Annotated in this window: 22 protein-coding genes; 10 read left to right on the top strand and 12 right to left on the bottom strand. The window is 59.0% G+C overall.

The window, feature by feature from the left end; all coding sequences use genetic code 11:
• Window positions 1–60: 60 nt before the first annotated feature.
• The 3 genes from msrB (at window position 61) to ACA054_RS24635 (ending at window position 2,629) form a co-directional block, all read left to right on the top strand.
• On the top strand, window positions 61–456 hold the full coding sequence (gene msrB / locus ACA054_RS24645; RefSeq protein WP_497686589.1) for a peptide-methionine (R)-S-oxide reductase MsrB: 396 nt from the start codon (window positions 61–63) through the stop codon (window positions 454–456).
• 1,229 nt (window positions 457–1,685) lie between these two features.
• Window positions 1,686–2,171: a glutathione peroxidase gene (locus tag ACA054_RS24640; protein ID WP_497686588.1), complete on the top strand. Its 486-nt coding sequence runs from the start codon at window positions 1,686–1,688 to the stop codon at window positions 2,169–2,171.
• Entirely contained in the window at window positions 2,168–2,629 is a 462-nt protein-coding gene (locus tag ACA054_RS24635; RefSeq protein WP_497686587.1) for a MarR family winged helix-turn-helix transcriptional regulator, read from the top strand. The genes ACA054_RS24640 and ACA054_RS24635 overlap by 4 nt, the downstream gene beginning before the upstream one ends.
• Here the strand turns inward: ACA054_RS24635 and ACA054_RS24630 are convergent.
• The gene (locus ACA054_RS24630) at window positions 2,613–4,976 is read right to left on the bottom strand and encodes a hybrid sensor histidine kinase/response regulator (RefSeq protein ID WP_497686586.1); all 2,364 of its coding nucleotides are present in this window, start codon (window positions 4,974–4,976) and stop codon (window positions 2,613–2,615) included. The genes ACA054_RS24635 and ACA054_RS24630 overlap by 17 nt on opposite strands.
• Window positions 4,977–5,093: 117 nt before the next feature.
• Here ACA054_RS24630 and ACA054_RS24625 point away from each other — a divergent pair, with 117 nt between their 5' ends.
• Entirely contained in the window at window positions 5,094–5,984 is an 891-nt protein-coding gene (locus tag ACA054_RS24625; protein WP_497686585.1) for an ATP-binding protein, read from the top strand.
• Complete coding sequence (locus ACA054_RS24620; protein WP_497686584.1) at window positions 5,981–6,463, top strand: GAF domain-containing protein; 483 nt, start codon at window positions 5,981–5,983, stop codon at window positions 6,461–6,463. Before ACA054_RS24625 ends, ACA054_RS24620 begins: the two co-directional genes overlap by 4 nt.
• Here the strand turns inward: ACA054_RS24620 and ACA054_RS24615 are convergent, their stop codons facing one another.
• The 9 genes from ACA054_RS24615 to ACA054_RS24575 all read right to left on the bottom strand — a co-directional run bounded on the left by ACA054_RS24615 (window position 6,464) and on the right by ACA054_RS24575 (window position 18,279).
• On the bottom strand, window positions 6,464–9,409 hold the full coding sequence (locus ACA054_RS24615; RefSeq protein WP_497686583.1) for an HD domain-containing phosphohydrolase: 2,946 nt from the start codon (window positions 9,407–9,409) through the stop codon (window positions 6,464–6,466). It abuts the gene before it with no gap.
• A 48-nt stretch (window positions 9,410–9,457) separates the two neighbouring features.
• Window positions 9,458–13,099: a transporter substrate-binding domain-containing protein gene (locus tag ACA054_RS24610; protein ID WP_497686582.1), complete on the bottom strand. Its 3,642-nt coding sequence runs from the start codon at window positions 13,097–13,099 to the stop codon at window positions 9,458–9,460.
• A gap of 8 nt (window positions 13,100–13,107) precedes the next feature.
• Window positions 13,108–13,734, bottom strand: coding sequence for a response regulator (locus ACA054_RS24605; protein WP_497686581.1), 627 nt, complete (start codon window positions 13,732–13,734; stop codon window positions 13,108–13,110).
• Between the two features lie 240 nt (window positions 13,735–13,974).
• Window positions 13,975–14,364 (bottom strand): response regulator, encoded by a 390-nt coding sequence (locus ACA054_RS24600; RefSeq protein ID WP_497686580.1) that lies wholly within the window; start codon window positions 14,362–14,364, stop codon window positions 13,975–13,977.
• Between the two features lie 179 nt (window positions 14,365–14,543).
• Window positions 14,544–15,872: a deoxyguanosinetriphosphate triphosphohydrolase gene (locus tag ACA054_RS24595; protein ID WP_497686579.1), complete on the bottom strand. Its 1,329-nt coding sequence runs from the start codon at window positions 15,870–15,872 to the stop codon at window positions 14,544–14,546.
• 68 nt (window positions 15,873–15,940) lie between these two features.
• On the bottom strand, window positions 15,941–17,104 hold the full coding sequence (locus ACA054_RS24590) for an EAL domain-containing protein (RefSeq protein WP_497686578.1): 1,164 nt from the start codon (window positions 17,102–17,104) through the stop codon (window positions 15,941–15,943).
• Window positions 17,105–17,232: 128 nt separating this feature from the next.
• On the bottom strand, window positions 17,233–17,577 hold the full coding sequence (locus ACA054_RS24585) for a hypothetical protein (RefSeq protein ID WP_497686577.1): 345 nt from the start codon (window positions 17,575–17,577) through the stop codon (window positions 17,233–17,235).
• Complete coding sequence (locus ACA054_RS24580) at window positions 17,574–17,963, bottom strand: phage holin family protein (protein ID WP_497686576.1); 390 nt, start codon at window positions 17,961–17,963, stop codon at window positions 17,574–17,576. The genes ACA054_RS24585 and ACA054_RS24580 overlap by 4 nt, the downstream gene beginning before the upstream one ends.
• Window position 17,964: 1 nt before the next feature.
• Entirely contained in the window at window positions 17,965–18,279 is a 315-nt protein-coding gene (locus tag ACA054_RS24575; protein ID WP_497686575.1) for an ElaB/YgaM/YqjD family protein, read from the bottom strand.
• Between the two features lie 326 nt (window positions 18,280–18,605).
• Between ACA054_RS24575 and ACA054_RS24570 the strand changes: the two genes are divergently transcribed.
• From ACA054_RS24570 to ACA054_RS24550, 5 genes are all read left to right on the top strand, one after another.
• Window positions 18,606–19,817: an ammonium transporter gene (locus ACA054_RS24570; protein WP_497686574.1), complete on the top strand. Its 1,212-nt coding sequence runs from the start codon at window positions 18,606–18,608 to the stop codon at window positions 19,815–19,817.
• A gap of 70 nt (window positions 19,818–19,887) precedes the next feature.
• The gene (locus ACA054_RS24565) at window positions 19,888–20,124 is read left to right on the top strand and encodes a glutaredoxin family protein (protein ID WP_497686573.1); all 237 of its coding nucleotides are present in this window, start codon (window positions 19,888–19,890) and stop codon (window positions 20,122–20,124) included.
• A 160-nt stretch (window positions 20,125–20,284) separates the two neighbouring features.
• Complete coding sequence (locus ACA054_RS24560; RefSeq protein ID WP_497686572.1) at window positions 20,285–20,602, top strand: transcriptional regulator; 318 nt, start codon at window positions 20,285–20,287, stop codon at window positions 20,600–20,602.
• 71 nt (window positions 20,603–20,673) lie between these two features.
• On the top strand, window positions 20,674–21,564 hold the full coding sequence (locus ACA054_RS24555; protein WP_497686571.1) for a pseudouridine synthase: 891 nt from the start codon (window positions 20,674–20,676) through the stop codon (window positions 21,562–21,564).
• Window positions 21,565–21,703: 139 nt separating this feature from the next.
• Window positions 21,704–21,982, top strand: a complete 279-nt coding sequence (locus ACA054_RS24550) for a PA2433 domain-containing protein (RefSeq protein WP_497686570.1) — start codon at window positions 21,704–21,706, stop codon at window positions 21,980–21,982.
• Window positions 21,983–22,889: 907 nt separating this feature from the next.
• Here the strand turns inward: ACA054_RS24550 and ACA054_RS24545 are convergent.
• Entirely contained in the window at window positions 22,890–23,111 is a 222-nt protein-coding gene (locus ACA054_RS24545) for a YgdI/YgdR family lipoprotein (RefSeq protein WP_077044580.1), read from the bottom strand.
• Between the two features lie 75 nt (window positions 23,112–23,186).
• Window positions 23,187–23,789, bottom strand: coding sequence for a molybdenum cofactor guanylyltransferase MobA (mobA, locus tag ACA054_RS24540; RefSeq protein WP_497686569.1), 603 nt, complete (start codon window positions 23,787–23,789; stop codon window positions 23,187–23,189).
• Between the last annotated feature and the right edge of the window lie 47 nt (window positions 23,790–23,836).

Below are 23,836 nucleotides of genomic sequence, written 5' to 3'. Positions count from 1 at the left end.
GTGCCGCCCGATCCGTGGAAAAGGTACAGATCGGGCTTTTTCAGCTGCTGAGGTGTGATGATGGAAAAGTTGGAAAAAACCCTGGAAGAATGGAAGGCCATGCTCGATCCGGAGCAGTACAACGTTTGCCGCCTCAAGGGCACCGAGCGCCCGTTTTCCGGCAAGTACAACGACACCAAGACCGACGGTATCTACCACTGCATCTGCTGCAATGAGCCTTTGTTCGACTCCACGACCAAGTTCGATTCCGGCTGCGGCTGGCCAAGCTTTTATGCGCCGATCGGCGATAGCGCCATGACCGAGATTCGTGATGTCAGCCACGGCATGATCCGCACCGAGGTGGTCTGCGCCAAATGTGACGCGCACCTGGGCCATGTGTTTCCTGATGGTCCGCCGCCGACTGGGTTGCGTTACTGCATCAACTCCGTGTGCCTGGACCTAGTGCCACGCTCATAATGCGAGCCTTGTAATTGGCTTGTCGGGTCGCCGCATCGCAGCGAAGGCGGCCTGACAGCTGACCTGGATTTTGTTGACTGAGTACATATCCATTGCTGCGGTAACGGCCACTTAGGGTTTCGCTCTTACAGCGAGTCACTTGGAAGAGCCCCAAGTAACCAAGGGCTCTTGCCCCTGGCGTTCGGTGCCTCGCTGTGGCTCGGCATGCCCTCGCTCCGGTCCTGCTCCGTGGGCCCGCCGCGATGGGCCATCCTTGGCCCAGCGCGGCTAAACCGGCATCCATGCCGGTTTACCCACTGCGCAGAACCTCCACTCGGCCTCTCGAGGGGGCAAGAAAATCAAAAGCCAAATCAAAAGCCCGCGCGAGGCGGCCTGGCAGCCGACCTGATTGCAGGTCTGTCCGCGATACAATTGTGGGAGCGAGCCTGCTCGCGAAAAACCTCCAGACAACGCGTTCATCCAGACAGCACGCGTTATCGTTGAAGTCCATCGCGAGCAGGCTCGCTCCCACAGGGGATCCAGGTACAGCCGTAAAAGTCAGGTCGGCTGTCAGGCCGCCTCGCTTTGGCTTTAGATTTGGGCGCCCCGTTAAACCACGATGGCCGAACGCAGGCATTGCGTAGTGGGTAAACCGGCAGGACGCCGGTTTAGCCGCGCTGGGCCAGGGATGGCCCATCGCGGCGACCCACGGAGCAATGCCTTCGTTACGGCATGCCGAGCCCTAGCGAGGCACCGAGTGGTGGGGCAAAAGCCTTTTGCTTACTTTTCGCTGGGCCGGCATTCCGGCGTTTGGAAAAGTGAGTCGCCGTAAGGGCGAAACCCTAAGTGGTCGTTACCGCGGCAATGGATATGTACTCAGACAACAATCTCCCACAGGCTTTGACGCGGCATGGATCAACGTTGGTATAGGTGCCGATGGAGGTAATCACAGGTTGCCGGACAGGCTCAGGGCGTGAGGGGGTAAGAAAATCCAAAGCCAAAGCCAAAGCAAAAGCGGGGCGGCCTACCGGCCGGCCTGATCGGGAGCAGTACGCATTAGCCCCTGTAGGAGCCGACTTGCTGGCGATGGCGGTGGATTTGACACACCGCGGCGCGCCGATCGCCAGCAAGCCGGCTCCTACAGGTTCAGGTTTGCGTCAGGTAAGTGGGGATGATTGATTAATTAAATTGCACGCAATTCAATTGCTCGCTATGTTTATCACATCACCCCCTCCTCGAGTGCCCCAATCATGAGCGACAACCTCCTAAGCATCCCTTGCACCACCATCAAGGGCGAACAAAAGACCCTGGCGGATTACGCCGGCAAAGCCGTACTGGTGGTCAACACGGCCAGCAAATGCGGCTTCACCCCGCAATACAAAGGTCTTGAAGAACTGTGGCAGACCTACAAGGACCAGGGCCTGGTCGTGCTCGGCTTTCCCTGCAACCAGTTCGGCAAGCAGGAGCCGGGTAACGAAGGGGCGATCAGCGAGTTCTGCGAGCTGAACTACGGTGTAAGTTTCCCGCTGTTCAAGAAAATCGAAGTCAATGGCGACGGCGCCCATCCATTGTTCGTGCAGTTGAAAAAGCGCGCACCGGGTGTACTCGGTTCCCAGGGCATCAAGTGGAACTTCACCAAATTCCTGATTGGCAAGGACGGCAAGTTGGTCAAGCGCTTCGCCCCGGCGACCAAGCCGCAGGACCTGAGCCGCGAGATCGAAGCCCTGCTTAAATGAACACCTTGTCCGTCGATTCCCTGAACCTCGACAGCCAGCTTTGCTTCAAACTGTATGCCGCGTCTCGGGCGGTCATTCGCGCCTACAAGCCGATGCTCGATCAGTTGGGCCTGACTTACCCGCAGTACCTGGCGATGCTGGTGCTGTGGGAATGGCAGGAATCAGCCCCGGAGCAACCGACGGTCAAGGCGCTGGGTGAGCGTCTGGCTCTGGACTCCGGCACACTGACGCCGTTGCTCAAACGTCTTGAGCAACTGCAACTGGTTCAACGCCAGCGCTCGGCGCGGGATGAGCGGGAAGTACACTTGAGCCTGTCGCCCAAGGGCACCGCGCTGCGTGACCAGGTCGGGCCGCTCAAGGCTCGCCTGTTGTGCGACAGTGGCGTGGACCTGGATCGCCTGAATGACCTGCGCGACGGCCTTGATCACTTGCTGGGGCAAATCAAGGCGCTGTCGTAGCGGGTATCCACATGTCCAGCAGGGCGGCCAGCTCTTCCCGACGGAAAGGTTTGGCCAGGTAGTCGCTCATGCCCGCCGCACGGCAGCGTTCGCGTTCTTCGGACATGGCGTTGGCGGTCAGGGCGACGATGGGCAGTTGCGGCCAGCGACCGCTGCGACGGATTTGCCGACTGGCTTCATAGCCGTCCATGACCGGCATATTGCAATCCATCAGCACCAGATCGAAGTCGCGGTTCTCCAATTGATCAAGCGCCTCGGCTCCGTGCGCGGCGACGACCACGTCGCAACCAAGTTTACCCAGCATGCCCTTGGCCACCAGTTGGTTGACCGGGTTGTCCTCGACCAGCAGCACCCGCGCACGTCGCTGCGGGACGCGAGCGTCGACCCGGGTATCGTTGGGGGTGTCGGTTTGCGCCAGCAGGATGCGCCGCAAAGTCTGATGCAGCGCATTGCGTGCCAGGGGACGTGCCTGCTGCTGCAGGGGGGCGAGGGCGTTGGCTTGTTCGCTGGGCAAGAAACTGCCGTAAGCGGTCACCAGCAGAATCGGCGCACAGATGGTGGGGCGCAGGTTGAACAGGCACTCGGGGCAATCGGTGATCAGTACATCGGGGTTCAGGCCGAGCAACGGGTCATCGATCGAACGCTGCTGACAATCAAGCCCCCAACCGGGCAACACACTGCTCAGCAGTTCCGCCAAGCCGCTGCTGGCGGCGGTAATTGCAATGACCTTGCCCTGCAGGGGAGCCGGGGCCAGTGCCCTGGTGTGACTGGGCAGTGGCAGTTGCGCGCAGAACTGGCTGCCGAAACCGGGTTCGGAACTGATGGTGAGCCGGCCTTGCATGGCTTCGCACAGGTTGTAGGTCAGGGCCAGGCCCAACCCGGTACCGCCAAATTGTCGGGTGATCCCGGCACCGGCCTGGGTGAAGGGCTGGAAGATCTTGACCTGGGCATCCCGAGGGATGCCGATGCCGGTGTCGCAGACTTCGATGCTGACGCCGTCCTGGTAGGTCGACAGACGCACATCGACCCGGCCGAAACGGGTGAACTTGAGCGCATTTGATAGCAGGTTGCTGACGATCTGCCGGACCCGTGTCGGATCGCCGAGCACCAGCGCAGGAAAGTCCGGATCGATCAGGCAGGTCAGTTCGACACTCGGCGCGGCGTTCTGCGACAGCAAGTTGGCGGTGTCTTCGATCAACGAGCCCAAGTCAAACGGGATGTGCTCGAGCTCGAGCTGGCCGGCATCGAATTTCGACAGGTCGAGAATATCGTTGAGCAACTCCACCAGCACTTTGCCCGAGTCATGGGCGATGGCCAGCTGTTGCTGTTGTTCGGCGCTCAGCGGGCCGTCCAGCGACAGCGCGATCATGCCCAGCAGGCCATTGAGGGGCGTGCGAATTTCGTGGCTCATGTTGGCCAGGAACACTGAGCGCGCTTCGGCCATGTCCAGGGCGGTACTGCGGGCTACTTCCAGTTCCTGGTTGGATTGACTGAGCCGGGCATTGATGGCCTTGAGTTCGGTTGTGCGCGCCGAAACGATGTTCTCCAGCTGGCCAAGATAGTCGGTCAGGCGGTTTTCGGCGTTGCGTCGCTGCTGGATTTCGGTGGCGATGTTTTCGAATTGCTGATTGGCGACTTTCACCAGCACGCCAATTTCATCTTTGGCATGTCCCGCCGGACATTCCAGCGATGTCGGCTCCGCGCTGCGCGGATCGCGGCTACTGAGTTCGCGGATGACCCGCACCAATGGCTTGGTCAGCATTACGTAGAACAGCGCCAGGAGGATACCGCTCAGGAGCAGGCTGCGGGCGAAACCATTGAGCAGGGTCACCTCGGCCCGCCGCAGGAACCGGTAGCCGAATGAGTAAGTGTCGACGTCCAGTTGCAATGTACCCAAGGCTTCGGCGGGCAAATGGTCCAGGTACAGGCGGTCTTCGAACTGCCGTTTGGCCCCGAACAGAAGGTCACTCAATACCCGATAGCCGCTTTGCAGGCCAGGACGCTTGACGTTGGCCAGGATATTACCGTTGTTGTCCGTCAGTTTCGCACCGATGATCGCGGGCGAGCGCAGCAGGCCCAGGGTCAGTTCCTGGGCGAGTTCGGCGTCGATGTTGTAGGCGATGCGCGAGGCGGGGTTGTGACTGATTTCGAGCAAAGACAGTATTTCGCGGTTGATGGAGGCGTCTTCACTGGCATAATCGATGCCTATTTGCAGCACGCTGAGCAGCATACCCAGAACGAAACCAACCAGCACGGTGAGCCGCGCTTGTTTGTAAGACAGACGGTTGGTGAACTTGATATCCATGGGGTGTTGAATCACTTCCGTTTTCCTTCGCTGCTCAAGCATAGTCGATCATGCAGGGTGATCCCGTGAGCCCTGCTACAGGGCGGTTGACCGTTCATCGAACGCTGTGTTTCGTCGCTGTATCGCCATCATTACTGTGAACGTGCCCGAGGAGAAGACGTGGATTCCCGATTAAATGCTTTTCTTGAACGTGCCGATGCCGTTCTGGCCCGTATCGAACCGCTGCTGCCTACCCCTCGGCAAGCCATCGACTGGACACATTGCCTGGCTGCGCGCTGGCAGCGCGAGGGGCGCAGCGGTTTTCTGCTGCCGCTGCAGGTCAGCCTGGACATGCGCCTGAGCGACCTGATCGGCGTCGACCGCCAAGTGGAGCAACTGGGGCGAAATACCCGCCAGTTCCTCGATGGCATGCCAGCTAACCACGCCCTGCTCTGGGGGGCGCGCGGCACCGGCAAATCGTCGCTGGTGCGCGCCTTGCTGGCCGAGCATGCCAACGCTGGTTTGCGCCTGATCGAAATCGAGCGTGATCACCTGGCGGACTTGCCGCGGGTGGTCGAGCAGATCGCCAAGCTGCCGCAGCGTTTCGTGCTGTTCTGCGATGACCTGTCGTTCGAGTCGGGCGAGGGCGATTATCGCGTGCTCAAAAGCGTTCTCGACGGTTCGCTCGAACAGGCACCGGACAACGTGTTGCTGTACGCCACCTCCAACCGTCGCCACCTGGTGCCGGAAAAGGAAAGCGATAACGAAAACTGGAAACGGGTCGATGGCGAATTGCATCCCAGCGAGGCAGTGGAAGACAAGATCGCCCTGTCGGACCGCTTCGGTTTGTGGCTGTCGTTCTATCCGTTCACCCAGGAACACTTCCTCGACGTGGTCGAACACTGGATCGGTCAATTGACCGACAAGGCCGGCCTGCCGTGGCAACGCACGGAAGAGCTGGACATCCTCGCGGTGCGTTGGGCCACGGGGCGTGGCAATCGCAACGGACGCTGCGCGTATCAATTCGCCCGCTATTGGGTGGGGCTAAAACTGTTGGAGCACAAGGCATGATCGATTTACAAAAGAGCGGCCAGGGCCTCGAGGGCTACGGCATGCTGCACGCGCAGCTGGAGTCCTTGCTGGCGGACGAGCGCGATTTCATTGCCAACGCCGCTCAGTTTTCTGCGTTCCTGTTCAATCAGCTCGAGGGCTTGAACTGGGCCGGGTTCTACCTCAATCGTAATGAAGAGCTGGTGCTGGGCCCCTTTCAAGGTCAAATCGCCTGCGTCCGGATTCCGTTCGGTCGGGGTGTGTGCGGGACGGCGGCGGCGACCTTGCAGACCCAGCGGGTCGAAGACGTGCACGCATTTGCCGGGCATATCGCCTGCGACAGTGCGTCGAACAGCGAACTGGTCGTGCCCTTGGTCAAGGACGGTCGCCTGATCGGCGTGCTCGACCTCGACAGCCCGCAACTGGCGCGTTTCACCGCGCAGGATCAAGCGGGTATCGAGCAACTGGCGGCTATTTTCCTGCGCCTGACCGACTGCTGATCACACTTTCAAGCCTGCCTTGATCAGCAGGCTTGGTGCGTCCACAGCATCGACCTGCCGTGGGTCGAGGAAGCGCCGGGCGTACTGCAGATAAATCTGTGCGTTGATGAACAGCTCGAACAACTGCGGGTCGATGTGGGCATCCCGGCACATGGTGGCCATGATGCTCAGCGCTTCACTCAGGGTCTTGGCTTTCTTGTAGGGGCGGTCGGCGGCGGTCAGCGCTTCGAAGATATCGGCAATCGCCATCATCCGCGCCGGCAGGCTCATCTGCTCACGCTTCAAGCGTTTCGGATAACCGGTGCCGTCCATTTTCTCGTGGTGGCCGCCGGCAATCTCCGCGACGTTGCCCAAGTGCTCGGGGAAGGGCAGGTGGCTGAGCATCAGAATCGTCTGCACCATGTGGTGGTTGATGATGTAGCGCTCCTCAAAGGTCAAGGTGCCTCGGGCAATGCTCAAGTTGTAGAGCTCGCCGCGGTTGTACTTGTAACGCGGGACATCAAGCTTGAAGCCCCAGGGATTGTCCTTGGCAATCAATTCGGCTTCGGCGCGCTCGAACAGATGCTCGGGCCGGTCCGCCAGCAACGCTTCGCAGACGGGCAGTGTCGGTACCGGTGTCCGTGCCTGGCGCTGGTTCTCTTCCCAGGAAACACCCAGCCGGTCATCCAGGGTTCGCGTCCAGGTGCGTTGAGCGATACTGCGCAGGCGTTGCAGGTCGGCTTCGGCCATGGCCTCGCCGCCGAGGTTGCAGCGGGCGATGAAGGCGAAATCATCATCGAGCCCCGCCAGGGTCACATCGCGCTGTTGCGCCAGGTGTTGCTCGTCGCCACTTTGGGCAATGGCTTGCCAATAGCTGATCCAGGCATCGCGCTTGAGCACTTCGAAGCGGGTGCGTATTTCGTGGATGCGGTCGTTCAGGGTTTCGAGTTTGGTGGCTTTGTCGACCACATACTCCGGGGTTGTCACCTTGCCGCAGTCATGCAGCCAAGCGGCGATGTGCAGCGCTTCCCATTCATCGTCCGTGGGTTGATAGCCGCGGAAGGCCGGCTCCTGGCTGGCTGCCGCGGCCTGGGCGAGCATCAGCGTCAGGGCTGGTACGCGTTGGCAATGGCCACCGGTGTAGGGACTCTTGGCATCTATCGCGCCGGCCAGCAGTTTGATGAAGGCGTCCAGCAGCTGTTTTTGCCGGCCTTGCAGGCGCTGGCTTTCGATACTCACAGCGGCAGCACCGGACACCGCCTGCAAGAACGCGATGCGGTCGGGACGCAGTTTGTCCAGGTCGCTCTGGTTACCGCTGTCGGCCAGCAGAAACACCAGCAGGCCGACGGTTTCGTTGTGACGATTGTGCAAGCGGATGCCGATCAGGTGAACGCGGGGACAGGCCATTGCCAGCAGGACTTGCTGTAAATCCCCTGCCTGTTCGAAGCCCAGGTGGGTGACGACGTTGTCGGCCGTCGATAGCTGCTGCAGCCAGGCGGGGCTGTGCGCGTCCCGAAACCCGTGGGTGCAAAGGTCGAATGAAGACAGGGCTTGTGCCGTGTCGTTGATCACCAGGCCCTGGGGTTCCATCAGATCGCCATCTCCTTCGCGCAGGTAGATCAGGCCGGCCTGGGCCTGGCCAATCCTTACCGTTTCAAACAGCACCCGCTCCAGCAATGGGGCAAACCGGGTCTCGGCGCTCAGGCTGTCAGTGATCTGGAAGAAGCTCGCCAGGGTGTCTTTCATGCGCGCCATCGACACGCTCAGTTGGTCGACCTCGAGCACCGGAGAGCGGCGTGCGGCGGGAAAGTTGAAATCGAAACTGCGAATGGCGTCCGCCTCCTGCACCAGGGCGCGCAGGGGCTTGACCAGGACCCTGGACGTCAGCCACCCCAGTGGCACGCACAACAGCAGGGTCGCCAGGGTAATCAGCGCGCCTTGCCAGCGCATGCGGTAGGCGTCGGCGAGCAATTCATCTTCGGGTACCAACATCGCCAGTTGCAGTCCTTGGGGGGCGCCTTCCTGGATGCTGCTGCGGGCAACAATCCATTGGCGATCCATGGCGGTCAGGCGATTGCCCTGCGCAGGTTTCTCGAGCAGCGCTCCCAGGGCGGGACTTAGGTCGACGGCCTTGCTCAGGCGGGCGGTTTGATCGTCAACGATCAGGCGACGGCTGTCGGGATAAGCGATGGCATTGCCTTGGGCATCGAACAGCACGATCTCGGTAGCGGGCGTCACCACATGTTTGGCCAGGGTGGCCGAGAGCTCGGCCAGGGTCAGGTCGGCAGCGATCACGGCATGCTCGCCGCTGCGCCGCGCCAGGGTGGTACCGACGTTGTGAGTCGAGAAAAAAACGTAGGGCTCGGTGGTGATCTGGTCAAGGTCCTGGCTGGCGCTGGTAAACCAGGCGCGGCCACGCGGATCATAGGTTTCATCGAGGTTGTCCTGACGGCTGACGAGCGTCAGGTCCTGATCGAAAAACAAGGATTGCGAATGCACCCGGCCGCTGCTGTTTCGCTCGATACTCCAGACCTGATAGGCCGCGGTATCCGGGGCCTTGAGCAGCGCTTTCAGCTCTGGCGTGCGCAGCGGGCGAACCATGAAAAAGTCACCGGTGTCGTACCCCACGTACAGCGAGGCCAGATCGGGGTTGTCTTTGAGCGACTGACTGAAGGGTTGGAGCAGCGCCAGGCGCTGTTGCAGATCGGGGGCCAGAGCTGCGGGGTTGTGCCTCAACAGGCTCAGCAGATGTCGAATCGGCTCATAGGTGGCGTGCAGGTCCAGGCGCACATCCTGCTCAATTCGGCTGAACAGCTTTTCACTGCTCGACAGAATGATCTGAGTGGTTTGCCGGTAGTTGAAAATGCCCAGCACGATCCCGGTCAGCAACAGCAGGCAAGTGAACATCACGCTGATATGAACGTGCAGGGGAAATCGCCGTTGATCCGGACGCAGTGGGCTGGGCATGCAGGTCACTCCGTGATGGTTAACACACTGCTCCGCGACCAAGCATAGTTAAGCCTCGCTCATTGTGCTGTTGTCGTTTTGCCCGATTTGTTGCAGTAATGCCTGCTCCAGTTCGAGCAGTGCGCGCTCCACCGCATCGCAACATTCGCTCACTTTCTCGGGGGACAGGTGGGCATGGCAGGTGGCCTCGAGCGCCTCGCAGCTGTCGATCAACCGAGTGGCCTGTACGATTCGGGCAGCACCCTTGATTCTATGGGCGATGTCGAGAAATGCCTGCAGGTCCGGTGTGCCTGACAGCGTCTGCAGGCCCTGTCGATCCAGGCGGTTGCTGTTCAACAGTTCGGTCAGCAGGCGCAGGTTCAACGCCGGGTTGCCCCCCGTCAACAAATGCAAGCCTTGCAGGCTGAAGGCCGGGGCGACGACCTTGGGCTGGATTCCTTTGACCCATTGACTCAAGGCGACCAGGGACAGAGGCTTGAACAGGCAATCGTCCATCCCGGCCTGTTTGCAACGTTGAATCTCTTCCGGCTGAGCGTTGGCGGTAAAGCCCAGGAGGGTGCAGCGCGGCTGTTGCGTGTGCTGTTCATGGCGACGAATGGCTTGGGCCAGTTCGTATCCGTTCATGACCGGCATGTTGCAATCGGCGATCACCAGGTCGAAAGCGTCGGATTTCCACGCGTCCAAGCCAGCCTGGCCATCTGCTGCAACACTGAATCGATGGCCGAGAAATTCCAGCTGCTGGCACATCAGCAAGCGATTGGCCGCGTGGTCGTCGACCACCAGCACATTCAAAGGAAGCGTAGCGCAGTGGATAGGGGGCTCAGCTGTTTGCTCCCTGGATTCGCGAGGCAGTGTGGGTAACAGCAACGAAATCCTCACCCGGGTGCCGACGCCCGGCTGGCTGCTTAACTGCAGGCTGCCGTTCATCATGTCGCACAGGCTGCGGCTGATCACCAGGCCAAGCCCGGCACCGCCCCTGGCCGATTGCCCGGCATTACCGGCCTGGGCGAAAGGTTCGAACAGGCGTTGCTGATCCTCATGGCTGATTCCCGGGCCACTGTCTTCGACCAATAGCAGCATTTGCACCCGGTCAGCCTCGCCGGTCAGGTGCAGGGCCACAATGATCCTGACCTGGCCCTGCTCGGTAAACTTGATGGCATTGCTGATCAGGTTCGACAGCACCTGCTTGAAGCGCAGGGGATCGAGCAACACGTCAACCGTCGGATTGGCCGGGTTGAGTTCAAGTTGCAGTTTGAGCCCCTTCTGTCGGGCCAGACCATCGAAGATTCGCGCCACCGACGCCACGATTTCCTCTGGATTGACCCGTTCCGGGTTCAGGCTCAGGTGCCCGGACTCGATGCGGGCAATATCGAGGATGTCCCCGATCAGTTCCAGCAGGTCCTTAGCCGAGTGGTACGCCACATCAATGGCGGGACGATCCGGATGGTGGTGTTCGATGCGCTTGAGTGTCAGTTCGAGCATGCCGATGACAGCATTCATCGGGGTGCGGATTTCATGGCTCATGGTTGCCAGGAACGTGCTCTTGGCCCGGTTGGCTTCGTCGGCACGTTCCTTGGCGCAACGCAGGTCATCGAACAATTGCCTTCGTTCACTGATGTCTATCCAGCCACCAATGATGCCTTGCACCTCACCGCTTGAGTCGCGGTAGGGAAGAATCCAGTGATAGATCGTCAAACGGCGGCTGCCAATGTGCAGCGCACGGTCAAGGATCATGGGCGTGCCCTCGGCCACGACACGCTGGTAGTCGGCCTGGTACTCCCGAGCTTCGAAGGCGTTGCCCAGCGTGCCCTGAGTCACGCTTTTACCGATCACGTCTTCGCGATTTGTGTTGAAGGTTTGCAGGTAACTGTCATTGCAACTTTGCAGCAGGCCTTGCCGGTCACGCACATAAATCGGGTGAGGCGTGCCATTGACCAATGAGCCCATGAACTCCAGTTGATCGTTCAGCGCTCGCTCGGCCGCCTTGCGTTGATTGATCTGGCGCCGCATGTAGGCGTTCCAGGTCACGGAGATCAACAACAGCAATCCTGCACCGATGACGATCTGGTAGAACACCCGTTGATAATTGCGCCAGGTGCTTTGCGAGGAGGCCGAATAGCCGCGCCAACGATTGTTGATGACGCCCAGCTCCTGCGGCGCGATGCTCAACAGTGCCTTGTTGAGGATGTCATTGAGTTCCTTGGCCTCGCGCCCGGTTGCCAGGGAGAACGCCGCCTGCCGGGTGCCGATGGTGGTGCTGATTTGCAGATCGGTTTCGAACAGTTGCGATGCGATGAAGTAGTTGGCGATCACCAGCGAGTTCACCGCGCCTTCCACCCGGCCTTCGGCAAGCATTTCTACGGCGCTGAAGGTGTCCCGGGTCTTGATCACCCGGATCTGCGGAAACTCGCTGCGCAGATAGTCGATCAGGGGGTTGCCACGGGCAATGGCCAGGCTCTTGCCCTGAAGCTGTGCAAGGTTTGTCGGACTGTCGTGCGCCTTGCGTGTCAACAGGACGTAGGAGTTCTGCAGGTAGGGGCGGGTAAAGTTCAGCAAGGTATCCCGTCGCGCGCTAGGGAGCAGCGCGGCGATCAGGTCGGCCTGGTCGGTCTTGATTCGCTCGATCATGTCGCTGTCACTGCGGCTGCGCTGAATGTCGAAGCGCAGGCCGGTACGCAATCTGATCAACTCAAGCAGATCCGCGGCAATCCCGCGAAAGTTGCCGGCACTGTCGAAAAACGTCAGCGGCGCATAGGCCTCATTGACGACCACCCGGACCACCGGATGTTGCGCCAGCCAGCGCTCCTCACTGTAACTGAGCTCCAGTTTTTGATCGGTGAGCAGGATATCGCTCCCGGCGCTCCAACGTTTGGCGATGTTTTCCCGTTCGCTGGCGGGGATCGCCGCGAGCGTCGTGTTGATGATGTCGAGCAGTTGTGGATTGGTCTTGTGCACGGCAAAGCTGAAGCCATGGGCTTCATGCTTGCCGAAACTCGCCATGCGAATGTTGTTCAGATAGCCCTTGTTGATCATGTAATGGGTTGAAACGGTGTCACCGAGAAAAACATCGGCCTGGTCAAAGGCAACGGCATTGATCGCGTTCTGGTAAGAGGGGTAGGACGTGATGATTGCCTTCGGATACAGGGCCTTTACCTCCTCAAGCGGCAAGTAGTGATACAGCATGCTCAGGCGCAACCCGGCAAGGCCATCATTGAGCGGCCGGGTTTCGCCTTCACGTGTCACCAGGACCGGTTGATCGACCGCATAGGGCCTGGAAAGCGCAATGTCGTCATTGCTCGCCTCGAATCCGTTGGCGGTGCCCAGCAGGTCTACTTCGCCGTTTTCGAGCGCTTCGATCGCAGCTCCCCGGGAGGTGAAGCGCTGAACCTTGATGGGCAGGCCGAGGACCTTGCCAAGAATTCCCGCGTAATCCGCAGTAAAACCTTCGTAGTCATGACCGCTGCTGGTCAGGTCGAAGGGGGGATAATCTGGCGCTGAAGTACCCAGGATCAGTTCATGTTTACCTTCTACCCAATGTCGTTGTGGTTGATCCAGCTGGACTTCAAGGTGCAGGGGCGCTGAACGACTGAGCAAGGTGAATTGTTCAGGGGCCTGTGCGGCCTGCAAAGAGGTGCACAGGCACAAGCCTGCGGTCATGATCAGCAGATAGTCCTTCAAGCGGCTGGGCATCCTGTGTCTCACACTAACGCGTTACGTTTTGCCATCTCGATGAGTTCAACCAGTGATTTGGCCTTGAGTTTTTGCATGAGGCGTTTTTTGTAGGTGCTGACCGTTTTGTTGCTCAAGAACATGCCTTTGGCGATTTCCTTGTTATTTCGACCTTGTGCAAAAAGTTGCATTACCATGAGCTCCCGGTCATTGACTAACTTGAACAGTTCCAGTTCGGCGCACCGCGCTTCGTCACCACGAGCAGGGTTCAAGGCTTCACTGGGGAAATAGTTATAACCTGATAGTACCGCTTTAATAGCACTCACCAGTTCGCTCAACTCTTCCTGTTTGCAAACATATCCCGAGGCGCCGGATTGCATGCAGCGTATACCGAACAGCGTCGGGCATTGTGCAGTCAATACCAAAGTTCTCGGGGGCGTGTGCATTGCGTTGAAACGGGTCAGCACTTCCAGGCCATCCAGTTTGGGAATGCTGATATCGAGAATGACCAGATCGGGCATGCACTCACGAACCATCTGCATGGCATCGACACCATTATCGGTTTCACCGACTACTTTGAATCCCTCGTGTTCAAGCAACATACGAACGGCAAGCCGGATGACAGGGTGATCGTCGACGATAAAAACGGAGTTCATAATCAAATCCCATGCGAGCTCAGATAAAGCGCGCACCTTAGCTCAGATAGTTGAGACGACGTATGAACTGACGGGGCCGTCGTGGCAATATAGGAATGTTCCTACAAGCGAAAAGGAATTGACTTACGTGTCAAACGGTTTTTTGGGGCGGTTTTCACACATAGTGTTGCTGTTTAGTTGTGGGGAGGCAGCGCGGTAATTTGTGGATCGCAACATTTTTATGAGCGCCTGGTTATAGGGTCAGGGAATCAATTTCAATAATTGTCTCAGCTCGCATTGTTTCAAAGGTTTTATCAAGTAGCCAAGTAATGGCAGTCCGTTGAGGATTGCCAGGCTTTCAAGTTCGCCCAATTCAGTGGCTGTCAGACTACTTAAAAGTATTGCCTGCTTGATCATTCCCTGATGACTGGCGATTTTTATCAGGTCAATGCCGGAAACTTCGGGCAGGCATTGATCGCATAACAGGATATCGAAGGGCTTCTCTGCCCCGAACATGTGTTGCAAGGCGCCTCCGGCACAGTCGCTGGTGGTCAAATGGGTGAAGCCATAACTCTCAAGCAGACACTGAGTGGCCCTGAGCTGAAACGGATGGTCTTCCACCAGCATGATGCGCAGATTGTCGTTGATCATATTATTCACGCTTCTTCTATCGGAACCGATAGGCGTGATTGTTTCCCGACAAGGCCGTAACTTTCGATCAGTGCACTCGACAGGTGCTGTAGGGGAATTCGGTATTCGTTGAATGTTTTTGGATTTTCAGGATTGATCGGCCATTACCGAGGGGGTAATGGCTGATCGACCGTTTGTCGTCAGTGGCTGGAACGCCCCGTCATCTCGAGGGCCATGTGGCTGGCGTAGCTGTCGGTCATGCCGGCGATGAAGTCGATCATGCGCAGGAACGAGTTGTGTAGAGGGCCGTTCGGATCTGGCGCATTGTTGCCCAGTAGGTCAAGAACCCGCCGGCTCTTGAAGGACGGCGTTCGACCGTTGTGTTGCTCCAGTGCGGCACCGCAGAAAGCGTTGAGCAGAATTTCCAGGGTGGTATAGGCACCGATCTCGTGCAGGGTCTTGCGTTTGTCCTGGAAGATCTTCTGTCGTGCCATGTCTTTTGCGTTGAGGACGCAGCGTTTGGCCGGGCCGTGCATGTGCTCCACCAGGTCGCCAGCCAGGGAGCCGGCCAATAGCGCGTCCTGTTGCTCGACAAAGGCGCGGGCCGCTGCGTTGGTCAGGTGTTCGATGGCCTTGCCCCGCAGGATCGCCAGTTTGCGCCGACGCGAATCCTGCGGGCCGAGCAGGCGATAGGTTTGCGGTAAATCGTCGCCCACCAGATCCAGTAGCAGGGACTCGACTTCGGCGTACTCCAGCAACTCCATTTCCAGGCCGTCTTCGAGGTCGATCAACGCATAGCAGATGTCATCGGCGGCCTCCATCAGGTACACCAGCGGATGGCGTGCCCAGCGCTGCTCCTCAATCTGCGGCAGGCCAAGTTTTTGCGCGATCTGCTCCAGCAGCGGCAGTTCGCTCTGGTAGCAACCGAACTTGTGTTTCTTGTACCCCAGGGAGTCGGCGTGCCTGGCTGTCCATGGGTATTTCAGGTAAGTGCCCAAGGTGGCATAGGTCAGCCGGGTTCCACCGTCGAACTGGTGATATTCAAGCTGGGTCAGTACCCGAAAGCCTTGGGCATTACCTTCGAAGTTGAGGAAGTCATTGCGTTGCGCTTCACTCATCGCATCCAGCCAGCCCCGCCCGGCAGCTTGCTGGAACCAGTGCCGTATCGCGTCTTCGCCGGAATGGCCGAAGGGTGGATTGCCAATGTCATGGGCCAGGCAGGCCGATTGCACCACCATCCCCAGATCACCGGGTTCACACCAGTCGGGCAGGGCGCTGCGGATGGTTTCGCCGACGCGCATACCCAGTGAACGGCCAACACAACTGACTTCCAGCGAGTGGGTCAGACGCGTGTGGATATGGTCGTTGCTGTGGACCGGATGAACTTGAGTCTTGCGCCCGAGACGGCGGAACGCCCCCGAGAAAATGATTCGGTCATGATCTTTGTGAAAAGGACTGCGGCCCAGTTCTTGCGGGCTGTGCAGGGGCTTTCCGAGGCGTTCGCGGGTAAGCAGGGTAGGCCAATCCAAGGCTGGTTCTCTCCGTCAGGTGACTGATTGACTAGCTTCCCGGTTCGCATCGGTACCTGCAAGTGTCACTACAGCCCGACTGCATCGATATCGATCAGCAGCAGGCGTTCGCCATTGTCGAAAAATTGCCCGGCGGTGAGGCAGTACTGGTTGCTGGTGGCGTCGCGATAAGTACTGGAAAGGGTCAGCTGACGCTCTTCCCAACCCTGAGCCAGCAGGTGATAGAAATACGGACGCCACGACCAGTTATGGCCCAGATAGCGGTTGTCGGCAACCCAGCCGTTATTGCGCCATTCCAGGTTGGGTGTCAGCTGCGTACCGTGACGGTCGCACTGATAGAAACGCAGCAGCCAGGGAAAGGCATCCAGTTGCGGCAGGGCACTCAGGGGGGCGCAAGTCTGTGCCCAGGCCTGCAGGATCGCCATCAGCTCGCTGAGTTGCTGGCGCATGATCTTCAGGCGACCGCGCTCGGCCAACTTTTGCTGCACATAGCCCTGACGTAGGTGCGCAAAGCGCTCGACGAAGGCGTCAGCGGCAAAGAAATCCGCTTGAGCTGCGGCAAACAGAAACCCCTGGACGTAACGTGAGCCGCACTCCAGGGCAAAATTCAGTTGCGCTTCGGTTTCCACACCTTCGGCAATGATCCAGCAACCGGTTTTTTCCGCCATTTGTGCCAGGGCTTTGACGACCTCGCTGCTGGGCCCGCCCAGCGCCGCCGCTTGGAACAGGCGCATATCGAGTTTGAGGATGTCCGGTTGCAGCGCCAGTACCCGATCGAGCTGAGAATACCCAGCGCCGAAATCATCGATGGCGATCCGCGCGCCGGCTTGCCGGTAACGCGCCACCACTTGTGCCAGGCGCTGGATGTCGCCACCCAGTTCAGTAATTTCGAAAACGATGCGCTGCGGGTCTACACCGTGCTTTTGCAGTTGCCTGAGGCTCGGCAAGGGTTGGTCCGGGCGCAGGCGGCTGATCCAGCGAGGGGAAATGTTCAGGCTGAGAAACCAGTCGCCGGGCGCTTCATGCAGGCGACTCAACGCGTTATCGCGTAGCTGGCGGTCCAGGCGACGCAGGGCAACGGCGTTGGTTCGGGGATCGGCGAATAGCGGCCCCACCGAAGCCAGTTGGCCGTCGGCCTGACGCAGTCGACCCAGTGCTTCCACGCCGGCGATAAGGCCCGTGGCGGTATCGATGAACGGCTGAAAGCAGGCGAGCGGTTGCCCGTCGATCACAAGGCCTCCTTGATGGATTTTGTTTTTGGATAAAGCCTGTTCACCGGGTAGGCACGCAGGATTGAACCTCTCGATGAAGAGGTTCAATCCCGAGGGTACTGCAAGAATGTGGCCAGATACTGACAGGGTCAGTATTTACGCGAAGAACCTTGCATGACCAGTTTGACCAGAGGCCCCAGTGTGGTGCCCAAGCGGACCAGCCGGGTCAGGCTGCCCACGCCGGCGCCGTTCCTGGTGCCCTTGCCGGTCAGGAAGCCCAGTAGGGTAATGGCCGCCATGCCCCACAGCGGTGCATGCTTGATGCCGAACCCATCCTGCAGGTTTTGGGTCATGCCACGCACACGCTGCAAGGGTTGCAGCAGTTGCGCGGATTCGTGGCGGATTTCCTGCCGATGCATTTCCATGCGCAGGCGGATCAGGGTCTTGCGCATTTCCGTGCGCGAGCTGTTTCGAGGCAGTTCAGGCAGGTTCATGGCAACAGGCGCTCCCGATCATTGGCCAGTTCTTCCAACGTGCCATGGAAGGGTGAGGATTCATCGAAGATCGCTGCTCTCAAGCGCATCCCGCAGAAGATGCACGCAAGGGTGTAGAACACGCAAAGCGCGATGATGGCGGGCAGGCGATAAGTGTCCCAAAACAGGATCATCACCAGGGTCGACAACCCCACCAGCAACAGCAGGGCAAACACCAGCGCCAGGCCTGCAAACAGCAACAGGCTCACGGTGCGGGCTTTTTGTTCCTGCAGTTCGATGCCGAACAGTTCGACATGACTGTGCAGCAGTCCAAGGAAGGCGGCACCCAGGCGCCGCGGTGAGGAGTTTGAGCCTGTCCCGGACAAGCCGGATTCATCGATCGCCATATCAGCGCCGAGTGGCCAGCAGGCCAATCAGGAAGCCCACGCCGGCCGCGATCCCGACCGATTGCCACGGGTTGGCCTGGACGTAGTCCTCGGTGGCGGTCACGGCAGCCTTGCCACGTTCGCGCAGGGAGTCCTCGGTCAATTTCAAGGTTTCTCGTGCACGCAGCAGACTGTCGTGGATCTGCTCGCGCAATTCATCGGCCTGGTCACCGGCCAGGGAGGCGGTGTGTTCCAGCAACCGTTCGGTATCGCTGACCAGAGTCTGAAAATCGCTCATCAGGATTTCTTGAGCAGTCTTTGCCTTGATGCTGGCCATTGGTGATCTCCATAAGTGGCGTCTGAATCGTTCGAGTATGAGCCTTGTGTGAAGGTTCAGTACAAATGACTGGTACAACTTTTGCTGTGTCGTGGTGCGTCGGCCCGCGCCGTTGCGCTGTTGCTGGGCAAGATTCCAGTAAAACCTTAACTCAAACAATCGAAACCCGCGCAAATGTCCCGGTCATGATTGGCCTTGATGAACCTAGTGCTCCAAAACGGTTCATCGGGAGAGACTTGCTCGAATCGACAAGACTCAACTTGGTGCATGGATTGCCCACGCGAACTGCTTTGGTGCTTTTTTCAGCCTTAAGGTCTGCCAAATCCATGGAAAATCTGCAAAGCGCTGTGGACACCCTGGTCCATAGCTCCAATACGTTGTTCATCCTGATCGGTGCGGTCATGGTGCTGGCCATGCACGCCGGCTTCGCCTTTCTTGAAGTCGGGACTGTCCGGCAAAAAAACCAGGTCAACGCCTTGTCGAAAATCCTCAGCGACTTCGCCGTTTCGACCCTGGCTTACTTCTTTATAGGCTATTGGATTTCCTACGGGGTCACCTTTATGCAACCGGCGGCCGTGATCAATGCCGATCACGGCTATGGCCTGGTGAAATTTTTCTTCCTGTTGACCTTTGCCGCGGCAATCCCGGCAATCATTTCCGGTGGCATCGCCGAGCGTGCCCGGTTCGTCCCGCAATTGTGCGCGACAGCGCTGATCGTGGCGTTCATCTATCCCTTCTTCGAGGGCATGATCTGGAACGGTAACCTGGGTCTGCAGGCCTGGCTGCTGGAGCGCTTCGGCGCCAGCTTCCATGATTTTGCCGGTTCCGTGGTGGTGCACGCCATGGGCGGTTGGCTGGCGCTGGCGGCGGTTCTGTTGCTTGGACCACGCAATGGGCGTTACCGCGAAGGAAAGCTGGTGGCCTTTGCGCCGTCGAGCATCCCGTTCCTGGCATTGGGCTCGTGGATTCTCATTGTCGGCTGGTTCGGCTTCAACGTGATGAGCGCGCAAACCCTGCAAGGGGTCAGCGGGCTGGTAGCGGTGAACTCGCTGATGGCCATGGTCGGCGGTACGATGGCAGCGCTGATCGTTGGGCGCAATGACCCGGGCTTTCTGCACAACGGCCCACTGGCCGGGCTGGTGGCGATCTGTGCCGGTTCCGACCTGATGCACCCGGTGGGTGCGCTGGTCACCGGTGCCATTGCCGGGGCGCTGTTTGTGTGGTGCTTTACTGCCGCGCAAGGCAAATGGCATATCGACGATGTGCTGGGTGTCTGGCCGCTGCATGGTCTGTGTGGCGCCTGGGGCGGGATTGCCTGTGGCCTCTTCGGCCAGACCGCCTTGGGTGGACTGGGCGGGGTGAGCCTGGTCAGTCAGTTGATCGGCACTGCACTGGGTGTGGTGGTGGCGCTGGCCGGTGGCTTTGCGGTGTATGGCGTGATCAAGGCGTTCCATGGTCTGCGCCTGAGCCAGGAGGAAGAGTATTACGGCGCGGATTTGTCGGTGCACAAGATCGGTGCCGTCAGCCAGGATCAGTAGTGGGCTCATTGGCTCGACGGCATTTCGGGGCAGGCCTAGAATAAGCACTTAATTTTCTGGTAGAGCGCTCATGCTTCCTGAATGTCAGCTGTTCGGCACTGTTGGGTGCCATCTCTGTGAAGTGGCAGAAGCCATGCTGATGGAGTTTGTCGAGCGTGGCTTGCTGGTGGAGCTGGTGGACATCGCTGACGACGAAACCTGGTTCGAAGCCTACAGCCTGCGGATTCCGGTCCTGCGTCGGGTTGATACAGGTGCCGAGTTAGGCTGGCCGTTCGGGCCAGAAGAAGTCGTGGCATTCCTGCAGTAAGCGGTTTTTGTGAGGGTGGGCTCCCACCCGCTGAACAATCCCCTTGGCTTAAATGACGCGATTCGGATACTGTATGCGCATACAGTTATCCGGATTGCTGTCTGCCGCCGCTGGTTTTCGGTTATGGGCGGGGCAATTGCGGGCGTGAGAGGGATGAGTCGTGGTCAATGTCGAACAATTGAAGAGCAGCGTTAACCGCATGTCGGTGGATGTGGTACGCGAAGCCGTCGCCGAATTGCGCCTGGACGGCCTGGTGACGGAAGGAAAAACGCCCTTCAATAAGCCGCATTTCAATACCTGTTTTGCTGAAATCGAAGCCTTGTTTCAGCGCGCAGGCTATCACCGGCAGCTGGATGTCGTGGGTTACCAGGGTTTGTTGTATGCACTGTATGACCCGGGTCGCTGGGAGGCGGTCGACGTGCTGCGCTGGCTCAAGGAGTACACCGAGGCAGCCGGGCGTGCGCAGATACCGGCTTGAGGATTCTGCGCTAGGTTCGTTTGCGCCGCTGTTGGATAATACCGCTCTGCATTCCAGGTAAGAGCTTTTGTATGTCCACTTCAACATTCTCTGCTGCACACAGCCAGGCCAGCACGCTGTACTTGCCGCCTGGCCCTTGGCAGACCGTTTTCGATTGCCTGTGCGAGCACTTCAGTGCCATCGGTCGTGAACAGTGGCTGGACAGAATCGCTCGCGGCCGCGTCCTCGATGGGCAGGGCGCGCCAATTGCCCTTGACCTGCCTTACAAGGAAGGCCTGCGGATTCACTATTTTCGCGAAGTGCCGGACGAAAAACCGATCCCGGTGGTCGAGTCTATTCTGTACGCGGACGAGCATCTGGTCGTGGCGGACAAGCCACATTTCCTACCCGTGACCCCGGCGGGTGAATACGTCGAACAAACCTTGTTGCGTCGCCTTATCCGTCGACTGGATAACCCGCATCTGGTGCCCTTGCATCGCATTGACCGGCATACGGCGGGGCTTGTGCTGTTTTCCGCCAACCCTCAAAGCCGTTCGGCGTATCAGTCGTTGTTTCCAACGCGGCAAATCGAAAAGCGCTACGAGGCTATTGCCCGGGCGTTGCCTGAATTGACTTTCCCGCTGGTGCACAAGAGCCGGCTCATCGATGGCGAGCCTTTCTTTCGCATGCAGGAAGGTCCGGGCGCCAGCAACACCGAGACGGCTGTCGAAGTCAGGGAAAAGAACGGTGATCTCTGGCGTTATGGGCTTTATCCGGTGACGGGTAAAAAACATCAGTTGCGGGTGCACATGACCGCCCTGGGCGCCAGCATCTGCAACGACCCGTTTTATCCCCGGGTGCTCAAGGACGTGGAAGATGACTATGCCAACCCGTTGAAGCTGCTGGCCCAGGGGCTGAAGTTTGTAGACCCGGTCACCGGCGAGGAAAGGGAGTTCGAGAGCGCAATCACGTTGCAATGGTGAGCAAGGGATTCAAAAAAATCGAATTTATGCGCAGGACTACAGTCTTTTGATCAGGCGCCACGCATGTGGCGTTCGATGATCTCGGCACGGCCATAAGGTCTTCAGGCGCCCCCGAGACCTCCCATGCAAGGAGATATTCATGAAACGTACCGTTTTCGCTGGAATGTTGATTTGTGCCGCCATGTTGGCCTCTCCCGTATTCGCCGCAGACAACGACCTGTGCACCATCAAGCTGCAGGAACTCAAGGACAAGGTCACCAGCCTGCCTGCCACGTCCGAAAACACCACGATGGAAATCAAGCGGATGCAGGCCAGCGCTGAAGCGGCCCGAGCCGCCAAGGATGACAAGAAATGCATCACCGAAGCCACGCAGGCGCTGGCACGCGTGGATAAACTGAGCAACGAGCCGAACCCATAGCGCCGGGGCTGCTGGTGCATATTTGGATTGGGTGTATATCCGTTGCTGCGGTAACGGCCACTTATGGTTTCGCTTTTACAGCGAGTCACTTGGAAGAGCCCCAAGTAACCAAGGGCTCTTGCCCCTGGCGTTCGGTGCCTCGCTAATGCTCGGCATGCCCTCGCTCCGGTCCTGCTCCGTGGGCCCGCCGCGATGGGCCATCCTTGGCCCAGCGCGGCTAAACCGGCATCCATGCCGGTTTACCCACTGCGCAGAACCTCCACTCGGCCTCTCGAGGGGGCAAGAAAATCAAAAGCCAAAGCAACAGCAACGGCAACAGCCAAAGCGAGGCGGCCTTACAGCCGACCTGATTGCAGGTCTGTGCGCGTTGTGATCGTTCCCACGCTCTGCGTGGGAATGCTGCCAGGGACGCTCCGCGTTCCGCTGACGACGCATGACGTGAGCCGTGCGCAACGGTGACGCGGAGTGTCACAGGATGCATTCCCACGCAGAGCGCGGGAACGATCGAACGTGTTCAGTTGAAATTAGGTCGGCTGTCAAGCCGCCTCGCTTTGCTTTTGATCGCGAGCGCCCCGTTAAACCACGATGGCCGAACGCAGGCATTGCGCAGTGGGTAAACCGGCAGGACGCCGGTTTAGCCGCGCTGGGCCAGGGATGGCCCATCGCGGCGACCCACGGAGCAATGCCTTCGTTACGGCATGCCGAGCCTAAGCGAGGCACCGAGTGGTGGGGCAAGAGCCTTTTGGTTACTTTTGGGATCTTTTCAAAAGTGACTCGCCGTAAGGGCGAAACCCTAGGTGGCCATTACCGCAGCAACGGATATCCCCCAATCCAGTTCTTATTCAAGTGAATAGCACTACCCGACAGGTCGGGGGCATTTTCATGTATCCGGTAGTCGCCGCGAAGATTACAACTCTTTAACGGTACGAACCTGATCCTTGTTGATGCGGGTCTGCTTGCCATCCAGCTGTTCGAATTCGTAGAAGCCCGAATCCTTGTCGAAGTTTGGCGTGTCGACGGCCTGGATTTCGCGACCGTCATTCAAGGTGATCACGGTAGGCGATGCGCAACCGGCGAGGGTAGCGAGGCCCAGTGCGAGCATGAAAGTGGCCAGGGTCCGTTGAGTCATGGAAGTGTCTCCGAAAATGAATTCTTTTGGTTGCTGAGCTTGAGACGTAAACAGCGCGTGCAAGTTCCTTGGTACTCAGTCTGACACAGTGTCTGGCATGCTTAATAGTTCCGGCGTGTTGAGGTTCGCCAGCCGTGGATCGTTGTCGAGGCACTGCAATGCAGTAGCGCCCAGCTGGCGCATCAGTCGACCCGGGCTGCGCTCACCCTCCTTCCAGGCCGTTTCGAAATCAGCGCGCAAGGCCACGGGAATGATGCACAGAAGGGGTTCCCAGTGTCCGTCATGGCGCAGCATCAACGGTTTGTCGGGATGCTCGGCGGCGGTTTCGCGCATGCGGGTGAGCAGTGCCTCGTCGATGCGCGGGACATCACAAGGCAAGACTAGCAGGTGGGTATGCCGAGCAGCCTTGAGACCCGCACGAATGCCCGCCAATGGCCCCGGAAAGTCGCCTTCGTCGTCATGCACCAACTGATCGGCGTAGGGCGCGTACTTTTCCAGGTTCCTGTTGCACGAGACGATCAAGTCATCGCTCAGCGGGCGCGTCTTGCGGTGCAAATGCGCAATCAGAGGCTCGCCGTGCCATTCCAGTAATCCTTTGTCCTGGCCGCCCATGCGTTGGCCGCGGCCGCCTGCCAGGAGCAAAATGGAGCAGGGCGGCAACGGTAAGTTTGAAGTCATGCCAGGCCTCCATGGGGGCGGCGAAAAATGGGGTCGCTGTGATATAA

This window comes from Pseudomonas sp. LBUM1653, assembly GCF_059716115.1.
This window is presented reverse-complemented; position numbering and strand designations above follow the sequence as displayed.

Coding starts and splice junctions, on each gene's coding strand:
- ACA054_RS24570 (WP_497686574.1), top strand. CDS start 18,606: ATGGAAAATCTGCAAAGCGCTGTGGACACCCTGGTCCATAGCTCCAAT.
- ACA054_RS24555 (WP_497686571.1), top strand. CDS start 20,674: ATGTCCACTTCAACATTCTCTGCTGCACACAGCCAGGCCAGCACGCTG.
- ACA054_RS24575 (WP_497686575.1), bottom strand. CDS start 18,279: ATGGCCAGCATCAAGGCAAAGACTGCTCAAGAAATCCTGATGAGCGAT.
- ACA054_RS24615 (WP_497686583.1), bottom strand. CDS start 9,409: ATGCCCAGCCCACTGCGTCCGGATCAACGGCGATTTCCCCTGCACGTT.
- ACA054_RS24610 (WP_497686582.1), bottom strand. CDS start 13,099: ATGCCCAGCCGCTTGAAGGACTATCTGCTGATCATGACCGCAGGCTTG.
- msrB (WP_497686589.1), top strand. CDS start 61: ATGGAAAAGTTGGAAAAAACCCTGGAAGAATGGAAGGCCATGCTCGAT.
- ACA054_RS24580 (WP_497686576.1), bottom strand. CDS start 17,963: ATGGCGATCGATGAATCCGGCTTGTCCGGGACAGGCTCAAACTCCTCA.
- ACA054_RS24605 (WP_497686581.1), bottom strand. CDS start 13,734: ATGAACTCCGTTTTTATCGTCGACGATCACCCTGTCATCCGGCTTGCC.
- ACA054_RS24550 (WP_497686570.1), top strand. CDS start 21,704: ATGAAACGTACCGTTTTCGCTGGAATGTTGATTTGTGCCGCCATGTTG.
- mobA (WP_497686569.1), bottom strand. CDS start 23,789: ATGACTTCAAACTTACCGTTGCCGCCCTGCTCCATTTTGCTCCTGGCA.
- ACA054_RS24630 (WP_497686586.1), bottom strand. CDS start 4,976: ATGCTTGAGCAGCGAAGGAAAACGGAAGTGATTCAACACCCCATGGAT.
- ACA054_RS24635 (WP_497686587.1), top strand. CDS start 2,168: ATGAACACCTTGTCCGTCGATTCCCTGAACCTCGACAGCCAGCTTTGC.
- ACA054_RS24565 (WP_497686573.1), top strand. CDS start 19,888: ATGCTTCCTGAATGTCAGCTGTTCGGCACTGTTGGGTGCCATCTCTGT.
- ACA054_RS24600 (WP_497686580.1), bottom strand. CDS start 14,364: ATGATCAACGACAATCTGCGCATCATGCTGGTGGAAGACCATCCGTTT.
- ACA054_RS24640 (WP_497686588.1), top strand. CDS start 1,686: ATGAGCGACAACCTCCTAAGCATCCCTTGCACCACCATCAAGGGCGAA.
- ACA054_RS24585 (WP_497686577.1), bottom strand. CDS start 17,577: ATGAACCTGCCTGAACTGCCTCGAAACAGCTCGCGCACGGAAATGCGC.
- ACA054_RS24620 (WP_497686584.1), top strand. CDS start 5,981: ATGATCGATTTACAAAAGAGCGGCCAGGGCCTCGAGGGCTACGGCATG.
- ACA054_RS24545 (WP_077044580.1), bottom strand. CDS start 23,111: ATGACTCAACGGACCCTGGCCACTTTCATGCTCGCACTGGGCCTCGCT.